Here is a 21,469-nt window from a genome sequence, read left to right as displayed (position 1 = left end):
AACTTATCATAAAAACTGTATTAATAAAAACAGAACGGTCAGCTTGGCTGCCGCTCTGATTTAATATGCCGATTGCATCAATGGTTTATAAAAAACTCATTATCAAACGCCATCAGTGTCGATGAACCCGCCTTTGCCATGGCACTGTGCGTGTATAAATTTGGCAAAACGCGTGCCACAAAGTACTCTGCCAGCTGACGGCGTGATTCATAAAACTCATCCGTCTTGCCATCGCAGGCCTTAACAATCAATAAATACATATAAGCATAGCACAGATAACCCACGGCGTGCAAATAGCTAACACTGCTGGCACTGATTGCATTGGCGTCTGATTTGACTGCTTGCATGAGTGATTTGGTTAGGCTGTCAATCTCCAAAACAGCCTGCTGCATGGCGGTGCCGATGCTGTGATTGGGTACGCCTTCTAACTCGGCACGAATCTCATCAAGCAAGGCAAATAACGCACGACCTTCATCTTTAATAACTTTGCGACCAAGCAAATCCAGCGACTGAATACCGTTCGTTCCTTCATAAATCTGTGAAATTCGTGTATCGCGTACAATCTGCTCCATGCCCCATTCTTTGATATAGCCATGCCCACCAAAAACCATCTGGCAGTCAAGTGCCGCCTCAAAGCCCTTATCTGTCAAAAATGCCTTAGCAATCGGCGTCAAAAGAGCAATTTTGGCTTTGGCAGCAGCCACCTCATCGGCATCATCAGCAAATTTACTGATATCCAACTGCTTGGCAACATACATAGCAAAGGTGCGTGCTGCAACGCTGTTGGTTTTGGCATTTAACAGCATACGGCGAACATCAGCATGGCAGATGATTGGGTCGGCAGGTTTGTCAGGATTTGCCACACCAGCATCAGCACGCCCTTGCAGTCGTTCACTGGCATAACGAGCGGCATTTTGATACGCCAGCACACTTGCCCCCAAGCCTTGCAGTCCCATGGTTAGACGCTCATAATTCATCATAACAAACATGGTAGCAAGCCCTGTATTTTCTTGCCCAACCAAATACCCTGTCGCCCCATCGAAGTTTAGCACACAAGTTGCCGAAGCCTTAATGCCCATTTTATGCTCAATAGAGCCGCAAGAAACAGCGTTTCTTTCGCCCAAGCTGCCATCATCATTGACCAAAAACTTTGGCACAATAAATAGCGAAATGCCCTTTGTGCCAGCAGGTGCATCAGGGGTCTTGGCAAGCACCAAATGAACAATGTTTTCTGTCAAATCATGCTCACCACCAGTAATAAAAATCTTCGTGCCTGTGATGGCATAGCTGCCATCGGCGTTTGGCGTGGCACGAGTTTTAATAATGCCCAAATCCGTCCCTGCGTGTGGCTCGGTTAAGCACATTGTCCCCGACCAAGTTCCTGCATACAACTTATGCAGATATTGCTGCTTTTGCTCGTCGCTGGCAGCTGCTAACAGACACAAGCTCGCACCGACGGTTAGGTTTGGATATAGGGCGAAAGATTGATTGGCGGTAAATAACATCTCCTCAGCAAGCATGGTTACCATTTTTGGCATGCCCTGACCACCATACTCGGGATCACCGCCCAATCCAATCCAGCCCGCTTCGGCATATTGACGATAAGCATCAACAAAGCCTGCTGGAGTGGCAACTTTACCCTCGCCCAGATAACTTGCCCCCTCGTTATCACCAGATTGATTGATGGGCAATAAGGCTGTGCTGGCAAATTTTGACATTTCTGCCAAAATCATCTCCACCGTATCCATATCGACATGGTTTAGCTGGCTGTGCTGTTGCCAAAAATTCTTTGCATCAAATACCTCTGACAAGGTAAAACGCATTTCGTCAAGCGGTGCAGTATAAGTCAAAGACATAAACGAATCCTTTGTTGGTTATTTGACCAGTCTTATCGACCAGAGATTAATTTTTTCATTATTTTTAATAAATAAATTGCTCAATATCCATTGCCATCACAGTTGCTGAACCTGCCTTGATACGAGCCACATGGGTCTGAGTGCGTGGTAATATTCTACCAAAATAAAATTGAGCGGTTTTTATCTTGGCATCATAAAACCCAAAATCCCCTTGTAAGGATTGCTCACCATCACCAAATGCGGCAAGTTTTTGATACGCCACAGCAGCCTGTCTTGCCCATAAATATGCCAAAGTTACATAACCGCTATAATATAAATAATCGACCGCTGCCGCACCCACATCATCTGCATTAGAAGCGGCTGCCACCGCCAAAGACTGGGTCAAATTCAGCCATGTTTTCACCAAAGCCTGCAAAGGTGTGATGAACTGCTGCAAGTTGTCATCATCTGCATATTTTGCACAAAACTCATCAATCAGTGTTGTAAAATTAGCAAGCAGCTGCCCTTTGGAGCCAAGCACTTTACGCACCAACAAATCAATCGCTTGAATCTCTGTTGTGCCTTCATACAAGCAAGCAATGCGAGTATCGCGGACATTTTGTTCCATGCCCCATTCGCTAATATAACCATGCCCGCCATAAACTTGCACACCGTGATTGGCTGATTCAAAGCCTGTTTCGGTCAAAAACGCTTTGGCAATCGGTGTGAGCAATGACAACATCTCATCGGCAAATTTCACATCAATACCATCTATGCCCTGACCTGCCTCAATCATATCAACATATTGCGACAAAAAGTATATCAAAGCTCGTCCACCTTCGGCAAATGCTTTGGTGGTCAATACCATTTCTCGTACCGCTGGGTGATGAATGATGCGATCGGCGGCTTTGTCAGTATCTTTAACCCCTGTCATGGCGCGCATGGCTGTGCGGTCTTTGGCATAGCGTATCGCACCCTGAAAGGCAAGTTCCGACGCCGCCAAGCCCTGAATTGCAGTGCCAATGCGTGCCACATTCATAAAGGTGAACATACAGTTTAGTCCACGATTTTCAGGACCTATCAAATACCCTGTCGCCCCATCGAAGTTTAGCACACAAGTTGCCGAAGCCTTAATGCCCATTTTATGCTCAATAGAGCCACAAGAAACAGCGTTTCTTTCGCCCAAACTGCCATCATCATTAACCAAAAATTTTGGCACAATAAATAGCGAAATGCCCTTTGTGCCAGCAGGTGCATCAGGCAAGCGTGCCAGAACAATATGAATAATATTTTCTGTCAAATCATGCTCACCTGCTGAGATGAATATTTTTTGACCTGTGATGGCGTAGCTGCCATCGGCGTTTGGTGTGGCACGAGTTTTGATAATGCCCAAATCAGAGCCAGCTTGTGATTCGGTCAGACACATCGTCCCTGACCAAGCCCCTGTATTTAGATGCTGTAGATAAGTGTCTTTTTGAGCTTGTGTGCCATGATGTTCAATGGTGGCAATCGCCCCATGGGATAAACCGGGATACATTGAAAATGCCCAGTTTGCCGCCCCTGTCATTTCATCAATCGCCTTGGCAAGCGAACTGGGCAAACCCAAGCCACCATAAGTTGGACTGGCAGCCAGTGCCGTAAAACCAAGCTCGCAGTAGCTTTGATATGCTTGCTTAAAGCCTGTGGGTGTAAAAACCTGCCCATCAACAAAACGGCACCCCTCTTTGTCCCCCACGCTGTTTAACGGCGATAAAACCGTTTCGGCAAAATCAGCTGCCGCCTGCAGATAACTATTAACCGTCTGATTGTCCAATTCCTGATAAGCAGGCAATCGCTGATAATGTGCTTGGCTGTCCAATAATTCGTGCATAACAAATTGCATATCACGAAGCGGTGCGACATATTGCATGGCATATCCTTTTTATTTGGTTTAAAGTTTAACAAAAATTTATTAATAAAATAACCAATAGCAATCATCAATGCAAGCCTTCATAAATGACTGATGGGTCATCATGAAAAAACCGCCCATGATAGAGCGGTTTTTTGCATTGCAAACAGGTTATTTGATACGCATATCGCCAGTTTCGATAAAACGCTGATGCCATGACAATGCCTCAAGCAATAGGTGTGGCGTATGGATACCGCCTGCTTTTTCGCTAGCAACCAATGCACGATCATAATAATCTTGTAGCATATCACGATAGTCAGGGTGTGAACAGTTATTGATGATCAATTTGGCACGCTCACGCGGTGATTTGCCACGCAAATCCGCCATGCCTTGCTCGGTAACAATAAACATCACATCATGCTCAGTATGGTCATGATGGCTCACCATTGGTACGATGGCAGAAATTGCCCCACCTTTGGCGGTTGATGGGCTGACATAAAAACTAAAGAAGCCATTACGAGTAAAGTCGCCAGAGCCACCAATACCGTTCATCATGCGAGTACCCATAACATGGGTTGAGTTTACATTACCATAAATATCCGCCTCAATCATTGAGTTCATGCCAATCACCCCAAGACGACGAATAATCTCTGGGTTATTGCTGATTTCCATTGGGCGTAGGATAATTTTGTCTTTTAAGAACTCAATATTTTCATTGAAGCGTTGTAGTGCATCTGGACTAAATGACAAGGCAGTGGCAGATGCTGTTTTCATTTTTTTCGCCAAAATCAGATCCAGCATACCGTCTTGCAAAACTTCGGTATAGCCCACCAAATCATCAAATGGTGCATCCAGCAGTCCTGCCATTACCGCATTGGCAACATTACCAACGCCTGATTGTAGTGGCAACAGGCTTTTTGGCAGTCGCCCTGCCTTCACTTCATGATCCAAAAAGTCGATAACTTGGGCAGCGATACGCTTAGAAACCTCATCAGGTTCGGCAAACTTAGAATTACGATCACCTGCATTGGTCAGTACAATCGCCACAATCTTATCGCTATCACACGCCAAGGCAGGTGTGCCAATGCGGTCAAACGCTCCTACAATCGGGATTGGCTTGCGGTGCGGTGGCAAACCAACATCACCGTACACATCGTGCATGCCCTCAAGCCCCGTGCTAAGTGCCGCATTAATCTCAATGATAACTTTGTCGGCATTTTTGACCGCTTCTACACCATGACCAATACCCATAGCAAAGATGATTTCGCCATTTTCGGTAATGCCAGCCGCCTCAATAATCGCAAGGTCAAATTTTCCATAAAAACCTTGACGCATTTGTTGCTCTACATGCGACAAGTGCATATCTTGGTAGTTGGTATTGCCTGCATTAATGTTATTACGCAATGTCGGATCTGACTGAAAAGGCGAACGAAAATGCACAGCATTAGCTTCGGCAAGCACGCCATCGCATTCAGGTGCCGTAGATGCACCAGTTACCATGCCGATGCTGAACTTTTCGCCTTTGGCATGAGCAGCCTTTGCTTTGTTGGCAATGGCAGTTGGTAATGCTTTTGGATAACCTGCACCCGTAAAGCCTGTAATGGCAAGATTCATGCCGTCTTTGACAAATTCAGCTGCCGCTTCGGCACTCATGACTTTTTCACGCAGGGCTGCGTTACGAATACGATCAATAGACATACTGTCTCCTTATAACTTTTACTATAAGCTAATTGCTACTGTGATTGTAGCACTATCACCAAATAAAATAAATAGCTAATACAAAACTTGTGATAAATTATATCTGCTTTGCCACAAAACATTAGTAATCATTGATGGCTATAATAAATAAAAAACCGACTGGTTGGTTTTTATTGATACCAAGATAAATATCACTTACAATCCTGCCTTTAGGCTGGCAACAATAAATTTATCCAAATCACCATCAAGCACCGCACCAGTATTTGATGTCTCCACGCCAGTTCGCAAATCTTTAATGCGTGAATCATCAAGCACATAGGAGCGAATTTGTGAACCCCAGCCAATATCTGACTTGCTGTCCTCCAGTGCTTGCTGTTTCTCCATGCGTTTTTGCATTTCTAGCTCGTACAACTTGGCTCGTAGCATTTTCATTGCAGTATCTTTGTTGGCATGCTGGCTTCGTTCATTTTGGCAAGCCACAACCACGCCAGTTGGTTGGTGAGTGATACGCACCGCAGAATCGGTGGTATTAACATGCTGACCGCCTGCACCGCTAGAGCGATAGGTATCAATGCGTAAATCGGCAGGATTGATATCAATTTCTACATTATCATCAATCTCTGGCGATACAAAAACCGCCGCAAATGAGGTATGGCGACCATTATTGCTATCAAATGGTGATTTACGCACCAAACGATGCACGCCAATTTCGGTACGCAACCAACCAAAGGCATAATCACCCTTGACAGCAATGGTTGCTGATTTTATGCCAGCGACACCACCTTCAGAAACTTCCATCACCTCCGCCTTAAAGCCATGAGATTCACACCACCGCAAATACATTCTAAGCAGCATCTGCGACCAGTCTTGAGCCTCTGTGCCGCCCGAGCCTGCCTGAATGTCAAGATAGCAATTATTGGCATCCATCTCGCCTGAGAACATTCGCTTAAATTCCAGCTCTTCAACCTTTGACAGTGCCAAATCCAACTCAGCTTGCACATCAGCAAGCAGGCTCTCGTCATCGGCTTCGGTGGCAAGTTCCAACATTGCTACCGCATCCGCCAAACTACCATCAAGCCCCTCGATAACACCGATAATGCCATCAAGCACTGATTTTTCTTTGCTGATTTTGGTGGCGACTTCAGGGTCATTCCAGATTTCGGGATTTTCCAGCTCTAGGTTTACTTCTTCTAGGCGTTCTTTTTTGGCATCAATGTCAAAGATACCCCCGAAGATCTTGACCTCGCTGGGTTAGGTCTTTGATTTGTTCTTGATACTGGGCGATTTCCATACATACTCCTAATCACTATTTGTCATCAAAAATCAGACCAATTATACCAAATTCAGCGACCACTTACCACTGACACATTTCGCCCTCTATCACAAAACCACCGCCGAGACTAATGCAGGCTAAAATATCTACCATACAAACTCATAAGGATTTGATAAAATCAAGCGATACCAGTTAAATATTAAAAACAATTAATAAATTTAAATTTATAATTATCAAATCAATACCGCTAATTTTACCACTTTAGCCACGGTGTTGCCCACCCAATAAAAAAGCCGCCCAAAGGCAGCTTTTAAGGCACTCAATTAAGCTTGAGCGGATTTCATTTTTGTCAAGATTTCAGCAATTTCATCATTGGCTTGCTGCTCATTACTCAAATCACCCTCTGGGGTCAAATCATTAACCACCTGTGGCAACAGCTCGGCAATGCCTTGGCACACCTCGCCATGAGTCGCCCCTGTCTGTTCACAAACTTGCTGAATCTGCTCATCGCCAAACAAGCGTGCCACATCGCCTGCATCAATCCCATCGTTATTGGTATCGATATTCACCCAAGATTGGGCTTTGTTTTCAAGTCCACTGTTAGAAAATTTACCCAAAATTCCCGACAAACCGCCATTTTTTTGGATAAAAGTCAGCACCACAGGCAATAACGCCACCAGCAACGCACCTTTATTAATGCCTCCTGATGATTTTGCCACGCCACCACGAGATTGACCAAGCACACTACCCAAGACGCTGCCTAGGTCGCCTGCACTGGTGTTTTGATTATTTCCACCCAATAATCCGCCCAATACAGCTTCTAAGTTGGCACCTTGGCGATTACCAAGCTGTGAGCCAAGCACACTTCCTAACAAACCACCCAAGCCCGCATTGCCCTGTGCTTGCGACTGCCCTGCCATGCCTGCCAATGTACCCAGCAAACCACCCAAACCGCCTTGATTTTGAGGTTGTTGCGACTGCTGGGGCTGTTGTGATTGGACGGCGTTTTTTAGCACTTCGCTAAAGACATTTTGTAATAAACTCATAAAAATTCTCCACTAAAAGCAACTTATTCTTATTTATCTTAACAAAACAAACAATTAACCCATAGCAGATTTTTGTAATGATTTTTAAAAATTGTTAGCGATATTTCATTGATTGTAACAAATAGCAACCAAATCCAAAACAATAATCACGCGATTTATCACCTTGTCATTGCCATAATTAAATTACGACAATTTTTGAACTTGGCTGGATAATTTTGCCAACGCTGCCAATGTGGCATAGTCAGCCGCGGTCAGCTGGTCGACAAATATCGTGGTGGTCAACCGTGATTTTTTGGGAATAACAACATAAAAATCCAATACAACAGCCGACACAAACCCCAAATTCACCAATTGAATACGCTGCAAATAGGCTTGGTAAATTAACTCTGTGCCATCTTTATCCGCTGGAGTGGCAAGCAACCATACGCCATCAATTTGTCGGGTGCTAAGTTTGCTTATCGCAGATGATAGGTGATTTTTATAAGATATGCTTAATAATAAAAATAGTAACAATAGCACTAACCACTGCCACCATGCCACTGTCACCACAAAACAAATCAAGCCAACCATGGCTGACATCAGCCACCATAGATACCACGCCATCTTGCTTAGTTGTAGCTGAATGTCCAAAATAAGCAAATTCTTATCGTTGATGATTTGCTTCATAAATATCAATTAATCTTTAGCGTATCTTAATTCTTTTAGTTTATTGATTAATTCGGCAACCTCAGGCTCTTGCGGCATTTCTTGACCCAAAAAAAACAACAGCAAATCTGGATCTTCATAATTTAACAGTGTTGCAAACGCCGCCTGCTCTTCATCACTTGCCTGCAAATAATGCAGCTTAACATACGGATCGATATAAAAATCCAGCTCTTTTAATCCACGGCGTGCCTGATAAATAATGCGTCTTTGGGTGGCGGTAGGTTCAATATTCATGCTGTCAGTCATAATAGCTCCATAATTTATTATTGCTAAATTTATATTTTAAAATAAATCAGAAACAATGCTCAGCTGGGACAAAGTGCTAATTTTTGGCACATTTGTAACAAGCGATTGGCATAACCCCATTCATTATCATACCATGCATAGATTTTTATTAACTCGCCTGCCTGCATAAGCTGCTGACCGTCAATGACCAAAGAATGACGATTGCCAATAAAATCGCTTGATACCAAAGGCTCATCAGTATAAGCCATGATGCCCTGTAGCCTGCTTTGGCTTGCGGCAATTAAGGCAGATTTTACACCATCGCAGTTTTGTGGCGTGTTGAATTTTACGGTGATATCAATCGCTGCCACATTGATGGTCGGCACTCGGATAGAATGTCCGTTGATTTTGCCACGCATGGTCGGCAAAACTCGCTCGGTTGCATTGATACTGCTTGAGGTTGTTGGGATGATATTATGCCCACTGGCACGAGCACGGCGAAAATCACGATGAGCCTTATCCAGCACGCTTTGGTCGGCGGTAACTGCATGAATCTCTGTCATCATCACGCTGTCAATGCCAAAATCACTATCCAACACCTGTAGCAGCGGCACCAACGCTTGGGTGGTGCAAGATACGCCAGAAATAACAGACAGTGTGCGACTAAGGCTATTATCATTAACGCCAATCACAATGCTTGCATCAACCTCATCAAACGGTGCAGCACCAACTATCACCTGTGCCGCCCCTGCCAGCTTGTGCTTTATGGCATCACGATAAGAGCGAAACTGCCCTGTGCATTCTAGCACAATATCAATGCAGAGCCCCTCCCATGGCAGTCGCTTGGGATCTGATTGCTGCAAAAGCAAAATATCACACGACTTGCCACCAGCCGTGATAGACAAATAAGTATCCCCACCTTTATCCAGCAGACAAACTTGCGTGCCATCATCTTGCCCAAATCGCCCGTGCGTGCTGTCAAATTTTAACAAATGCAACAAAATATCAGCATCTGCCACATCATTGATTGCAACAATTTCAATCAGCGAAAAATCCGCAGGATATTTGACATAAGCACGCAACAAATTACGCCCAATCCGTCCAAAACCATTAATCGCCAATCGTAATTTTTCACGCTTCATCATCTGCCCCATCTTTGTCATCTGCCTGTATGATAAAGGGCAATGCCAAACGAATCTCGTTGTGAGGATATTTTTCTCTTAATTCATCAAAAATTGGTGTGATTTTTATATCATCAAGCAGCTCGCCTTGTGCCTGTAGTCGCTGTATGGCAGCGGCAATCTCATCTAGCACGCTTTGCTCGGGGCAAAATTGCTCAATGGCACCAATCCCCATCGCCTTGGCAATGGCAGCCAAATGCGTAATGATGGTTGATACTGCCAAACTGCGTTTTTTGGCGATTTGCTGCAAATCAAGACCTGCTTGCACACAATCAAAAGTTTCATTAACCGTTGCAGTTAGGCCATTTTGTAGCACGGTTGCTGATTTAGATTCTGCTGATTTGGCTTGCTTGGCTTGTCTTTTTTCGGTCAAATATTTTAGATTTTCTGCAATGACTTTTTCATCTGTAATGCCATCACACACCTGAATAAACGCTCGGTGTATCTCTGCCAATGCCTTATCATCAAGGCTATTGAACTTTGCTTCGTGCTCTTTGGATAATTCAATGAACCGCAAATCCACCCGCTGCACCCATTCGTCAAGCAGTAGGCTTTTTAGGTTAAATCCCAGCAACTTCAAGCCAGCCAAGCTACGCAAACGCGACAACGCCACATAACCCTGCCCCATCTCAAAAGTCTTGGATAGGTCAATCTCAGCAGCATCTAGCGTCATGCCCTGCGATTTATGTACAGTAATCGCCCACGCCAAGCACAATGGCACTTGGGTGAAACTTGCCAGCACCATGCCATCTTTGTCCTCAATCGTCCATTCCTCAGGCTCTGCCACCAGCTCACCACCGCCATTTAATCGTACAAGCGGATAGGCTTTTTCGTCCATGTTGGATTCTGTTTGCTGCGTATAACGCTTGCCAGAGCTGCCAACAAACCCAATCACCTCGCCCATCGTACCATTATAAACGCCCAAAAGTGGCAGATTTTTAACAAACATCACCTTGGCACCGATGGCAACTGTCAATTCGCTCGGTGCTCGCACGCTTTTTGTAAGTGCCTCTTGCAGTGGCTTTTCGCCCATTGTGGCTGCTTGATAAGTGATGGGCTTGGTTGGCAATTGTTGCAACTGCCGCTGATTGATGGTATCGACATCGGCATTATGCGTGTACAATCGTGTACGGTTTAGGTCAATCGTATGATTTTCGGTGGCTTGTAGTACATCAACCGCCTGCTTGGTTACCGTCTGACTGCGAATTTGGTTTAAAATATCATTAAGCGACAAGCCAAAAGTCTCTCGCTCTCCAGCACCTGCTTGTCTATGTTGCTCGGTCAGATAACAAATCTGAAACTGGCAAGCAAGCCACGCCTGCGACATAAACGCATATTTTTCCTTTGAGGTTTCGCCTTTTTCGCCAATCGGAGGAAGCTGAAAAAAATCTCCCGAAAAAATCACCTGCATACCGCCAAAAGGCAGCTGACTGTCGCGAAAATGCTTCAGCACGCCATCAATGGTATCCACTTGCTTGGCGTGCAGCATGGAAATTTCATCAATAATCAGCACCTTGGTTTTTTTTAATCGCTCAACAAAATCTTCGCGTGCTTGTAGCTTAGCAAGATTGACTTTTTCAAGCTCGTTATGAATGCCAATGCCAGACCAAGAATGTATCGTCATGCCATTCATGTGCGTTGCTGCAATGCCTGTGCTGGCAGTAATTGCCACAGGCACGCCACGCACACGCAAATAATCAATGTACTGATTTAGCACATAGGTCTTGCCTGCACCTGCCTGTCCAGTCAAAAACACATTTTGCCCTGTTTGCAAAATTGCCAAAGCGGTGGCTTGTTTCATAACATTATCCAGCGTATCTGCTTATTGTTGCAGCTGTCTTTTCACCGCAGTCCAAGCAGCTTAAATTAAGATTGACCGCAAAACTTCAGTGCTTATTCAGGCTTAAAGCTGTCTTTTAGCCCAACAATCTGGTTAAATACAGGTGTTGCCTCGCTATGCTCCACAGCGTCAGCAATAAAATAACTCTCACGCTCAAACTGGAATCGCTCACCTGATTTTGCCTTTGCCAAATCAGGCTCAATCACCGCCTGACAGACCGTCAGTGAATTGGGATTGAGATGCTGATAAATCCATGCACTGTCAGCATCAGCTGCATCTGGCACTGCCGTCGTGTCGGTAATTTCATCATCTTTTAGCAACAAATGCTCATACAGTCGCACCTGTGCTGGTACACCATGCGTTGCTGATACCCAATGAATCACGCCCTTAACCTTGCGACCCTCGGGATTGTTGCCCAGCGTCTTCTCATCAATACTGGCAATCAGCTCAACCACCTGACCTGACTCATCAGTTTTGTATTCATCAACTTTTAGCACATAGCTATTACGCAGACGAATCTCGGGATTTTCTGGCGATAGGCGTTTATAGCCCTCTGGTGGAGTAACCTCAAAATCGGTTTTGTCAATATAGATAGTCTTGGTAAACGGAATGCGACGCTCGCCCATTGGCAAAGTCGGGTGCTTTGGCTGCACAAGCCATAACACTTCGCCATCAAACTCTGCAACTGTCTTGGGGTTTTTTAGCTGTGCAAACTGTGCTACCGCCTCATCAAAGTTGGTAATGCTTACCTTGAGCGGACGCAGAACTGCCATGCCTCGTGCCGTGCTATCTTCCAGCGATTTGCGTACGCTAAATTCCAGCATGCGATAATCCACCAAGCCATCTGATTTGGTTACGCCAATACGCTCACAAAAATCACGCAAGCCCTCTGGCGTGTAACCACGGCGACGCATACCTGCAATGGTTGGCATTCTTGGGTCGTCCCAACCAGACACCGCACCCATCTCTACCAATCGCTTAAGTTTGCGTTTGCTGGTAAGTGTATGGTCAATGTTCAAGCGGCTAAATTCATATTGGCGTGGCGGACGCTCAAAGCCAATTTTATCAATCACCCAATCATAAAACGGACGATGATCCTCAAACTCTAGCGTGCATAAAGAATGCGTAATGCCCTCAATTGCGTCCGACAGCGGGTGAGCAAAATCATACATCGGATAAATGCACCACGCATCAGCGGTCTGATGATGATGAGCGTGCATGACACGATAAATCACAGGATCACGCATATTCATATTTGGGTGTGCCATGTCAATTTTGGCTCGCAATACCGCACCGCCATCAGCATACTTGCCATCTTTCATATCAAAAAAGCGTGCCAAATTCTCCTCGATGCTGCTATCACGATATGGCGACGGCGTACCTGCCTGATTAAACGAGCCGCGATTGGTGCGAATCTCATCGATACTTTGCAAATCCACATAAGCATCACCCTGCTCAATCAGCTGCACCGCCCATGCATACAGTTGATCAAAATAGCCAGAAGCATAACGCACCTGCCCTGCCCAATCAAAGCCCAGCCACTGCACATCTTGCTTAATGCCATCAACAAAGTCTTGTTTTTCGGCAGTTGGGTTGGTGTCATCAAAACGCAAATTACACGCACCACCAAACTCAGCCGCCACGCCAAAATTTAGGCAAATGGACTTTACATGACCAATGTGCAAAAACCCATTCGGTTCAGGTGGAAAACGCGTCAAAACCTGCTCATGCTTGCCTGTTGCCAAGTCCTCACGGATAATACTGCGGATAAAATCGTTTTTTTCAGTAGATTGAGTCATGATGTCGTCCAAGTGATATAATGTAAATATTGATTATTTTAGCAGAATTGACACAATTTTTGTGAACAAAATTAACCAAATAAGTTTTGATGGCATAAGTGATACAAATTAACATAAACCTGCTCGCCAAAAGCATATTGGCAAATGATAAGAAAACCACCCAAAAATCAGCAAGCTGTGTTATAATTATCAATTTAATCAAAACCTGTTAATTTAAAGGATACCATCATGGATATGCCAATTGTAGAACTTGACACCAGCTATGGCGTTATCGTGCTTGAGCTAAATGCCGAAAAAGCCCCTGTTACCGTTGCCAACTTCTTGGATTATGTAGAATCTGGTCATTATAATGGCTTGGTGTTTCACCGTGTGATTGACGGTTTTATGATTCAAGGTGGCGGTATGGACGCCGAAATGAACGAAAAACGCACAGGCACACCAATTAAAAATGAAGCCGACAATGGGCTAAAAAATAGCGTTGGCACGATTGCCATGGCTCGCACCAGCGATCCACATTCAGCCACTGCACAATTTTTTATCAATGTCAAAGACAATGACTTTTTGAACTACTCAAGCCCAACGCCTCAAGGTTGGGGCTATGCTGTCTTCGGTCGTGTGATTGACGGCATGGATGTGGTTAATCAAATCAAAGGCGTGCCAACAGGTCGTTTCGGCTATCATGCCGATGTACCAACAGAGCCTGTGGTCATCAACACCGCCAAAATCATCAAAAAATAACCATGCGTAGCGTTGATGATTTTTTGTACAAAAAGCCGTCTGAAATTCAGGCGGTTTTTGTTAGTGATTTGCACCTATCAGCTGACACGCCCAGATTGACACAGGCGTTTATCAAGCTGATACAGCATCTGCAACAATTACCAAACCTATCCGAACTGTATTTGTTGGGTGATTGGCTTGATGGCTGGCTTGGTGATGACGACTATCTGGATACGGCCGATAAAACTACGCATTGGCTACACCCTGTCATCACTGCACTACAAAAGCTCAAGGGCGTGCAGATTTTTGTGATGCATGGCAACCGCGATTTTGCCATTTCACAAAAACTGTGCAGCAGCTTTAATGGCGTGCTGCTTGACGAGCCATTTTTCCTAAAAACCCCAACCGCCCGCATTCGCCTTGAGCATGGCGATGCTCTGTGCACCGATGATGTGGCATATCAACGCTATCGTGCGATTATTCGCAATCCAATTGTTAAGTTTTTATTATTAAATATGCCACTTAGTTTTCGCCAAAAACTTGCCAACAATATCAAAACTCAAGCAACCACCCAAAAACACAGCAAATCTGCGACCATCATGGATGTTAATGACCAAGCTGTACAGACCGCTCTGCATGACTGCGACATATTGCTACATGGGCATACGCACCGCCCTGCCAGCCATCAATACGGACAAAAAACTCGCATGGTGCTTGGCGACTGGCAAGACCAAACATATCAGCACAACAGATGCGTCCATGCTGTCATTGCTTTATTGGTCAATCAAAAACTACATTTGGCAAAATTATCAGAAAAATAATTAAAAACAATAAGTTGCATTAATACAGCCCCACGATTGACCCAAGTCCCATAGGGAAAGATTGATAGGCTTTTCATCGCCAACAATTGCCTTATTATTCATTATTTCTAATAAGTATTAGACATTGTTATGCAGCAGTACATACTCACCTGCTTGGCGAATTTGCTCAAGTGTCAAAACCGATTTGCCGCTTAATTGCTGTCGCCAATGGCGAGCCCCTGCCATGCCCTGAAACAAGCCCAAATAGTGTCGGCTTAGCGTTGCCAAATTTGCCCCTTGCTCCGCTCTGGTGTGCAAGTATGCCAGCAGTTTCTCAAAAATCTCTCGATGGCTTGGTACGCTCCGTTGCCACAGAGTATTGCACTGTGCCATCAAATACGGATTGTGATAAAATGCTCGACCAATCATCACGCCATCAACTCGTTTAAGATGCTCATCTATTGCCGATAAATTATCAATGCCGCCGTTGATTTCGATGGTTAATTCGGTAAATTCTTCCTTAAGCCGATACACCTCCTGATAACGCAGGGGTGGAATTTCTCGGTTTTCTTTGGGTGATAAGCCCTGCAGCCATGCCGTGCGTGCATGAACAATAAAACGCTTGCAGCCAGCTTGAGCAACCTCTCCGACAAAATCACGCATAAACTCATAACTGTCATGATGATCGATCCCAATCCGATGCTTGACAGTGATGGGCTTGTCGGTTGCCTCACGCATGGCACGCACCATATCAGCAACCAGTTGCGGTTCAGCCATCAAGCACGCACCAATTCGATTGTGTTGCACCCTATCAGACGGGCAGCCAACATTGATGTTGTATTCATCATACCCCCCACAAATCGCCTCCGCTCGCTCGATGGCGGCAGCCATATGAGACGCGTCAGAACCGCCCAGTTGTAGCACTACAGGGTGTTCTTCATTCGTAAACCGCAAAATATGAGCGGCATCACCCTTTAAAATAGCACTGGTGCTAATCATCTCGGTATACAAATAAATATCAGGGTTAAAAAAGCGAGCAAAATTCCGAAAATCACTGGTCGTCCAATCAATCATCGGTGCAAGGCTGATACGCTTATCTTTCATAAAATCAACTACTTGTAAATTTTTTATTAAAATCAATGGTTTAAATTTGATTTATTTTTTTGTTTGCTTATTGGCACTTGTGTTTTTTTGCTATTATACGCTATTTAGCAACTATCTCCAAACGATCTGGTATTGCCTGATATATAATCGTTGATTCTCTTTGAATACGCCCTAGGTGGCACAATAATTGTATTTATTTTTGGCAATGCCGCCTGTCATAGTCCACCCCCAAACTTATCCTTGTTCTCTATTATTGCCTTCTTGGTTTTTAAGTGGCAAAAGTTTCACCTTGTCCGTTGTGGTGGGCGATTTCGTGGTTTGGGGCTTAATATAAGATGGGTATAATTATGGACAGCGATATGTATAGCTATATTTATTCTTGCATGTCATCATATCAACAACATTGTCACCACTCATATAGTTGCTCATATCAGGTATATTTCCCTCCTTAAGCTAAGGATAAAATTTGCTAAAATCCTCCATCTGATAGACTTCTTTACTACAACCATTAATTATAAAGGCTCTAGACCAGCAATCCAACCCATACTAGACTAGAAATATGAAGTATAACAGTAAGTTAAGTGTCTATAAACTCAAGAAAATCATAAAATGCTTTTGTATTGACATAGATGCAACAAGAACAGCACTTTTGCTTGAGTTCAATCGCAATACAATCAATCATCGGTTTGGTGTTTTTAGACAAGAAATCTATGAGTATTAAACCAACCAAAAACGCTTATGATACGGTGAAATTGAACTGGATGAAAACTATTTTGGGGCAAAGCGACAAAGAGGCTTTCACGGCAAGTTAAAGCAAGGTCGTGGCACATAAAACAACCTGTTTTTGGTATCTTCAAAAGAGACGGCTTGCTAAATTTAACGGTGTTACTGTCAACTTTGAACGCAACGACAAAGAATGCAAATGGCGTTGGAACAAAGATGTTGATGAGTTACAACGCCATTTATGGAGTTTAATTAAGTGAGGTTTTTAACTTTGATGGTCTAGGGTCTTTTGAATTACTCAAGGTCTAAATCCTAATTTTTTTTCGAATTCTCTCCAATCATCAATCTGACCTTCAATGATTCCTTCGTAAACTTCCCACTGATTATCTAAAAAATATTTTAAAACTGGGTGCATATACTGATTTTGTGAATTTAAGTATAAATTTTCATCTATGCTCCAATTGTTTTTTCTTATTCTGTTTACAATTTCGTTGTCAATATAGAAGTAAGAAATCTGACATTCAAAATCCAAAATCTCAATTTCCTTAATCTCGTCTAATGTAAAAACATTAAGTCCAAATTTATTCTCAGAGCTACATAAAAAATACCAACAAGTTTCATCAAAGCCGTTTTTAGACAAATATATTGAATAAATGTAAATATAATTATTTAACAAACTATCTTTTGCTCTAATCAACATCTTTTTAACTCCTTAAATTCTTGTTATTCAACTGAGGTTATCTTAATATCATAAGCCTTATTTGTCTTATGATTGTATTGATAATGTATAACTACCGTCTTTCCATCATTACTTCTCATTTTGGCTTCCATCTTTTGAAATCCTGCGTCTTTGGAGAATCTAGGATCATTGTTCATACCATTTAAAGGTTTACCGGCGGTCTTAGGGTTTTTAACAACTTCACTCCACAATATTTGCTCTTGAATGTTTCTTGGTGCTGTTACTTGCGGCGGTCTACCATCAGGTTTGGCCGTGCTGATATTTTCAGCATCTTTGATTAACTTTTCATCTCTAGCTTTTTTACTGGCTTGACTACTTAAAAAATCATTATCAGGCTCATATCCAACTTGTGTATTTTGTTTGGTTTTTGCTTTCTGGACATATGTTCTAGCTTTACCAATAGGTATTTTAAAGGCGGTAGCGACAGCCAATGCTTTATCTTCATCGGTTTTTGCATTGTGGTAAGCATCTAAAAAGCCTACTGGAGTTACAACAAACCCTATTGCATCTTTAATGAACAAAGCTTCTTCATCGGAAAACCTTACTCTATCTCCCGGATGATAGCTTGTGCCATTTGGCAACAGTCTATCATGATCATTATTCTCAACCCCAACTCTCCCCACTTCAGCAGCACTCACACTACCTGCAACATCGCCATCAGTGATGGTATAAGTAGTAAATGCTGTAGCTAGGGTGATGATGTTGGTAATGATGTCTTTTTCATCTTGGGTGAGTTCTTTTGAATCTTTACCAAATAAGAACTTAGATAGGGCAGGGGCAGTAGCTTCACTGCCTGCTCCTGATAAAGCACCTGTTATTGGGTTATTGCCTGTGGCATAATTTGTAGCAGCCCCTAAGATGGCATGAGCCAGTAGGTGTTGTGGGCTTTGTTCTTCTGGTCTGTTACCATTGTCTAGTTGGTTTAGGGTTTTGTTTTGTTTAAAGTATTGTCCTATTTTGTAAGCAAGTTCTGGACTTAATGCTCTTGTAACATCACCCAGTATGCCATTTGAGTTAGGAGCATACAAGGCTGAGGTGATGCTATCGAAGATTCTTAGGTTGGTTTGTATCTTTTGGGCTTTAGCTTCCAGTTCTATTTTTCTTGGGTCATCATCTGGTAAGTCTTTGGCTTGTTTAAGGTAGTCTTCTGCTTTTTTGGCGTACTCGCTTTTTATTTTACGGCGTTCACTGTCAAAGGCTTGGGTGATAATTGTCTGAGCATTTAGCTCTTTAATCGCTTTGTCTTTGTTAAAATCATTGTTGATGATTTGGTTAAGTTGGTTTTGGGTTTGTTGTTGGTTGGGGGTATTGTACCATAGCCGATGCTTTATAAACCAGTATTGTTACACACTATTAAAATTGCTTTAATGGTGTGCTGTACATATTTTACCATACTAATAGCTAAAGAACTGATGCTCCATACAGCAATATTGCAAAATACTCTTTAATAGTAATAAATACAATAATAAATATCCAATAGTAGTTATATATCCTTGGAAATAATTTTGATATAGCATAATAAAAAAATAAAAGCACAATACTAATAGCAAAATAATAGTGAAAAACCTTAAATAAAAAATGATTTTTAAAAGGTTCAAAGGCTAAACCCATATTAAATATGATAATAAAATCAACAGCCATCAAAAGAAATATTTTTTCAAACTTATTCATCTATCTAACCTTATCAACTTTTTTAAATTTTTTAATAGAATCTTCTTTATTATCCCATAGTTTGAATTCACCAAAAAATTTTCCTGAACCAGAATGACGAATATTATAGCTTGTATTGTCACCATTGCCGCTACCAAAGTCCGCCCAAGGATCTACATCATAATCTATATGACCTAAACTGTCTGCATAGTAATTAAATGTGCCTGCATTAGATGGAGTGGTAACAATTTTCCCTGTTTTTTTATCTACAATCACTTCAAATTGACCGCCCTTATGTACATATTTTGTATGAGGATAAGCCCCATCAGGATTTTGTAAAATTTTTGTACCATCAGCAGAAAAGTTATGAAATGCATTTTTATAATCAGGGTACTCATTCCAGTTTTGTCGAAACTCTTGTGACTGCTGTTCATAGCTAAGCTTTGGATTAAATTGTTTTTTGAATAACTCAACCCCCTCCCTATTCCACTCATTTCGTTGAGTGACATGCAAATAATAAAAATTATCGCATGACAATCCAGCCCTACAATTTTTATAAGCCGTATCAAACGCCTTATCTCGTTGTTTACTGAGATCTTCAAGCACTTTTATTTCTCGTGTAATTTCTGCACATCTTTGTGATACGCAGTTGCCATAAGCGTTAGAGAGTTTAGACTTTTTCTTTCTTAATTCTCTCAATCTTTCATTCTCTTGATGACTCAAATAATTCCACCTTGTCTGCCCCACATTATTCACCGTGCTTGCTGTGCTGTCGCCTATGGTTGTGCCTAGGGCTGCTGATAGGGCAAGCAAAGCGGTTTGTCTTGTGGTTTCATCAAAGCCCTGTTCTTTTAGATATTCATCAATCTTTGGAATGGCGTAAGCGGTTGTACCTGCTGATACAGCTCCTTTTATTGTACCTGTGGCTAGAGCAGCAGTTATTGTGTGTAGTGCTATTCGGTAGATGCCGCCTTCTGCCCATTTCTTAGCTTCTTCGGTGTTGTCATTTAATTACTATAAGTCTGTATTATTGCCTTGAAATCTCTTACTGCTTATGTATTTATCAAATACATATTTAGCGGCATATTCATCATATCGCTCAAAATCATAGATAAAGTTATATAAAAAATCACTGGTTTTATGGTTAAATTTAAATACGACAAAAGCCACACTTTCTTGAATTTCGAACAAAGATTTGATTAGGGCGATCGATTTGTCATCATCAATATTTGTAATATTATTTAATATAGATTTGATTAAAATTTCAATATTATAAAGTATAGATTCAACTTCATTATTGCATCTTTGAATGGTTAGTAAATTATCCATTAATGTTTTTGACATAATGTCTATTTGCATAAAAATCACCTGCTATTTCTTGTTGGTTGGATGTGCCATATTTCACCAGTTGTTGGGTTATAAATCATTTCTAAGTTGTTGGTTGTGTATCGATTAAAACTTGGCCTCCCTTGTGGATCTCTTTCAACTCTAGGATTTGATGATAATATCTCTCTAGCCTGAACAAAAGGCGCTGGTCTACCCTCTCGCCATAGTCTGTTATAGTAACTTTGGGTTATTTTCATATTATTTGCATAATAGTAACCACCACGACCAATAATTGGCTGGGATAAACCAGTCCGATAACCCACTTGTCTAAAAGCCTGATAAGCACTTTGTGCATCAGGATATGTCTGATTTGAATATCTAAGAAATCTACTAAATGCTTGATATTCAGCCACCTCAACAGCGGAAATGTGGCTATTGGGTCTAAGTGATGGAATGCCATTAAAGCCCGGCAAATATCTTCGGATTGCAGCTGTCTCAAGATTTATAATATCCAGCCTTTGTTGTTGAACAGGGTTTCTAACCACAATTTGACGACTGCTGTTATTATTCTCAACCCCAACTCTCCCCACTTCAGCAGCATTCACTGCACTGCACTGCTCACATCACCTGTTGTGGTATAAGCAGTGGCAACTGTGGTTAGGCTTAAGATACTTGTAATGGTATCTTTTTGCTCTTGACTAAGCTCATTTGGTTTTTTTGCCAAATAAGAAGTCAGATAAGATAGGAGTAACAGCTTCACTGCCTACTGCTGATAAAGCACCTATGGTTGGGTTATTGCCTGTGGCGTAGCTTACGGCAGCACCTAAGATGGCATGAGCCAGTAGGTGTTGTAGGCTTTGTTCTTCTGGGCGATTACCATTGTCTAGTTGGTTTAGGGTTTTGTTTTGTTTAAAGTATTG

The 21,469-nt window shown here is 42.6% G+C and carries 19 protein-coding genes and 2 pseudogenes; 3 read left to right on the top strand and 18 right to left on the bottom strand.

Features of this window, described 5'->3' with window-relative positions:
• Window positions 1-77 precede the first annotated feature (77 nt).
• The 10 genes from BW928_RS05325 to BW928_RS05280 form a co-directional block, all read right to left on the bottom strand.
• Window positions 78-1,856, bottom strand: coding sequence for an acyl-CoA dehydrogenase C-terminal domain-containing protein (locus BW928_RS05325; protein ID WP_076555208.1), 1,779 nt, complete (start codon window positions 1,854-1,856; stop codon window positions 78-80).
• A gap of 64 nt (window positions 1,857-1,920) precedes the next feature.
• Window positions 1,921-3,744: an acyl-CoA dehydrogenase C-terminal domain-containing protein gene (locus tag BW928_RS05320; protein ID WP_076555207.1), complete on the bottom strand. Its 1,824-nt coding sequence runs from the start codon at window positions 3,742-3,744 to the stop codon at window positions 1,921-1,923.
• 150 nt (window positions 3,745-3,894) lie between these two features.
• Window positions 3,895-5,421, bottom strand: a complete 1,527-nt coding sequence (gene scpC / locus BW928_RS05315) for a succinyl-CoA:acetate CoA-transferase ScpC (RefSeq protein WP_076555206.1) — start codon at window positions 5,419-5,421, stop codon at window positions 3,895-3,897.
• A 195-nt stretch (window positions 5,422-5,616) separates the two neighbouring features.
• Window positions 5,617-6,712 (bottom strand): peptide chain release factor 2 gene (gene prfB, locus BW928_RS05310; RefSeq protein WP_126330933.1). Its coding sequence is split into 2 segments (ribosomal slippage): window positions 5,617-6,639 and window positions 6,641-6,712, totalling 1,095 coding nucleotides; the frame shifts between segments, so codons are not numbered across the junction.
• 305 nt (window positions 6,713-7,017) lie between these two features.
• The gene (locus BW928_RS05305) at window positions 7,018-7,740 is read right to left on the bottom strand and encodes a YidB family protein (RefSeq protein WP_076555204.1); all 723 of its coding nucleotides are present in this window, start codon (window positions 7,738-7,740) and stop codon (window positions 7,018-7,020) included.
• Between the two features lie 183 nt (window positions 7,741-7,923).
• On the bottom strand, window positions 7,924-8,406 hold the full coding sequence (locus tag BW928_RS05300) for a hypothetical protein (protein WP_078310098.1): 483 nt from the start codon (window positions 8,404-8,406) through the stop codon (window positions 7,924-7,926).
• Window positions 8,407-8,415: 9 nt separating this feature from the next.
• On the bottom strand, window positions 8,416-8,679 hold the full coding sequence (locus BW928_RS05295) for an FAD assembly factor SdhE (protein WP_076555272.1): 264 nt from the start codon (window positions 8,677-8,679) through the stop codon (window positions 8,416-8,418).
• A 71-nt stretch (window positions 8,680-8,750) separates the two neighbouring features.
• Window positions 8,751-9,833: a type I glyceraldehyde-3-phosphate dehydrogenase gene (locus BW928_RS05290; RefSeq protein WP_076555203.1), complete on the bottom strand. Its 1,083-nt coding sequence runs from the start codon at window positions 9,831-9,833 to the stop codon at window positions 8,751-8,753.
• Window positions 9,802-11,652 carry a DEAD/DEAH box helicase gene (locus BW928_RS05285; protein ID WP_076555202.1) on the bottom strand — a complete coding sequence of 617 codons (1,851 nt, stop codon included), beginning with the start codon at window positions 11,650-11,652 and terminating at the stop codon, window positions 9,802-9,804. Before BW928_RS05285 ends, BW928_RS05290 begins: the two co-directional genes overlap by 32 nt.
• A gap of 92 nt (window positions 11,653-11,744) precedes the next feature.
• Entirely contained in the window at window positions 11,745-13,493 is a 1,749-nt protein-coding gene (locus BW928_RS05280; RefSeq protein ID WP_078310169.1) for a glutamine--tRNA ligase/YqeY domain fusion protein, read from the bottom strand.
• Window positions 13,494-13,718: 225 nt separating this feature from the next.
• Here BW928_RS05280 and BW928_RS05275 point away from each other — a divergent pair, with 225 nt between their 5' ends.
• Both BW928_RS05275 and BW928_RS05270 read left to right on the top strand, forming a co-directional pair.
• A complete protein-coding gene (locus tag BW928_RS05275) occupies window positions 13,719-14,228 on the top strand; it encodes a peptidylprolyl isomerase (RefSeq protein WP_076555200.1) in 510 nt (169 codons plus the stop codon).
• A 2-nt stretch (window positions 14,229-14,230) separates the two neighbouring features.
• Window positions 14,231-15,028 carry a UDP-2,3-diacylglucosamine diphosphatase gene (locus tag BW928_RS05270; RefSeq protein ID WP_076555199.1) on the top strand — a complete coding sequence of 266 codons (798 nt, stop codon included), beginning with the start codon at window positions 14,231-14,233 and terminating at the stop codon, window positions 15,026-15,028.
• 117 nt (window positions 15,029-15,145) lie between these two features.
• Here the strand turns inward: BW928_RS05270 and dusA are convergent, their stop codons facing one another.
• Window positions 15,146-16,111, bottom strand: a complete 966-nt coding sequence (dusA, locus tag BW928_RS05265; RefSeq protein WP_076555198.1) for a tRNA dihydrouridine(20/20a) synthase DusA — start codon at window positions 16,109-16,111, stop codon at window positions 15,146-15,148.
• A gap of 559 nt (window positions 16,112-16,670) precedes the next feature.
• Here dusA and BW928_RS11315 point away from each other — a divergent pair.
• Window positions 16,671-16,978 (top strand): annotated as a pseudogene (locus BW928_RS11315) (IS1595 family transposase); the annotation flags it as partial.
• A gap of 154 nt (window positions 16,979-17,132) precedes the next feature.
• On the opposite strand, the gene BW928_RS05260 reads toward BW928_RS11315, so the two are convergent.
• The 7 genes and pseudogenes from BW928_RS05260 to BW928_RS11645 form a co-directional block, all read right to left on the bottom strand.
• Window positions 17,133-17,534: a hypothetical protein gene (locus tag BW928_RS05260; RefSeq protein ID WP_076555197.1), complete on the bottom strand. Its 402-nt coding sequence runs from the start codon at window positions 17,532-17,534 to the stop codon at window positions 17,133-17,135.
• 23 nt (window positions 17,535-17,557) lie between these two features.
• The gene (locus BW928_RS05255; RefSeq protein WP_076555196.1) at window positions 17,558-18,601 is read right to left on the bottom strand and encodes a VENN motif pre-toxin domain-containing protein; all 1,044 of its coding nucleotides are present in this window, start codon (window positions 18,599-18,601) and stop codon (window positions 17,558-17,560) included.
• Window positions 18,602-18,974: 373 nt separating this feature from the next.
• Window positions 18,975-19,244, bottom strand: a complete 270-nt coding sequence (locus BW928_RS05250) for a hypothetical protein (RefSeq protein WP_076555195.1) — start codon at window positions 19,242-19,244, stop codon at window positions 18,975-18,977.
• Window positions 19,245-19,946 (bottom strand): hypothetical protein, encoded by a 702-nt coding sequence (locus BW928_RS05245; RefSeq protein WP_375537530.1) that lies wholly within the window; start codon window positions 19,944-19,946, stop codon window positions 19,245-19,247.
• A gap of 291 nt (window positions 19,947-20,237) precedes the next feature.
• Window positions 20,238-20,582, bottom strand: coding sequence for a CdiI-like immunity protein (locus BW928_RS05240; RefSeq protein WP_076555193.1), 345 nt, complete (start codon window positions 20,580-20,582; stop codon window positions 20,238-20,240).
• Between the two features lie 5 nt (window positions 20,583-20,587).
• Window positions 20,588-21,154, bottom strand: coding sequence for a hypothetical protein (locus tag BW928_RS05235; RefSeq protein ID WP_076555192.1), 567 nt, complete (start codon window positions 21,152-21,154; stop codon window positions 20,588-20,590).
• 99 nt (window positions 21,155-21,253) lie between these two features.
• A pseudogene (locus BW928_RS11645) lies at window positions 21,254-21,469 on the bottom strand (hypothetical protein); the annotation flags it as partial.

The organism is Moraxella cuniculi DSM 21768 (genome assembly GCF_900156515.1).
GTDB lineage: Bacteria > Pseudomonadota > Gammaproteobacteria > Pseudomonadales > Moraxellaceae > Moraxella > Moraxella cuniculi.
This window is presented reverse-complemented; position numbering and strand designations above follow the sequence as displayed.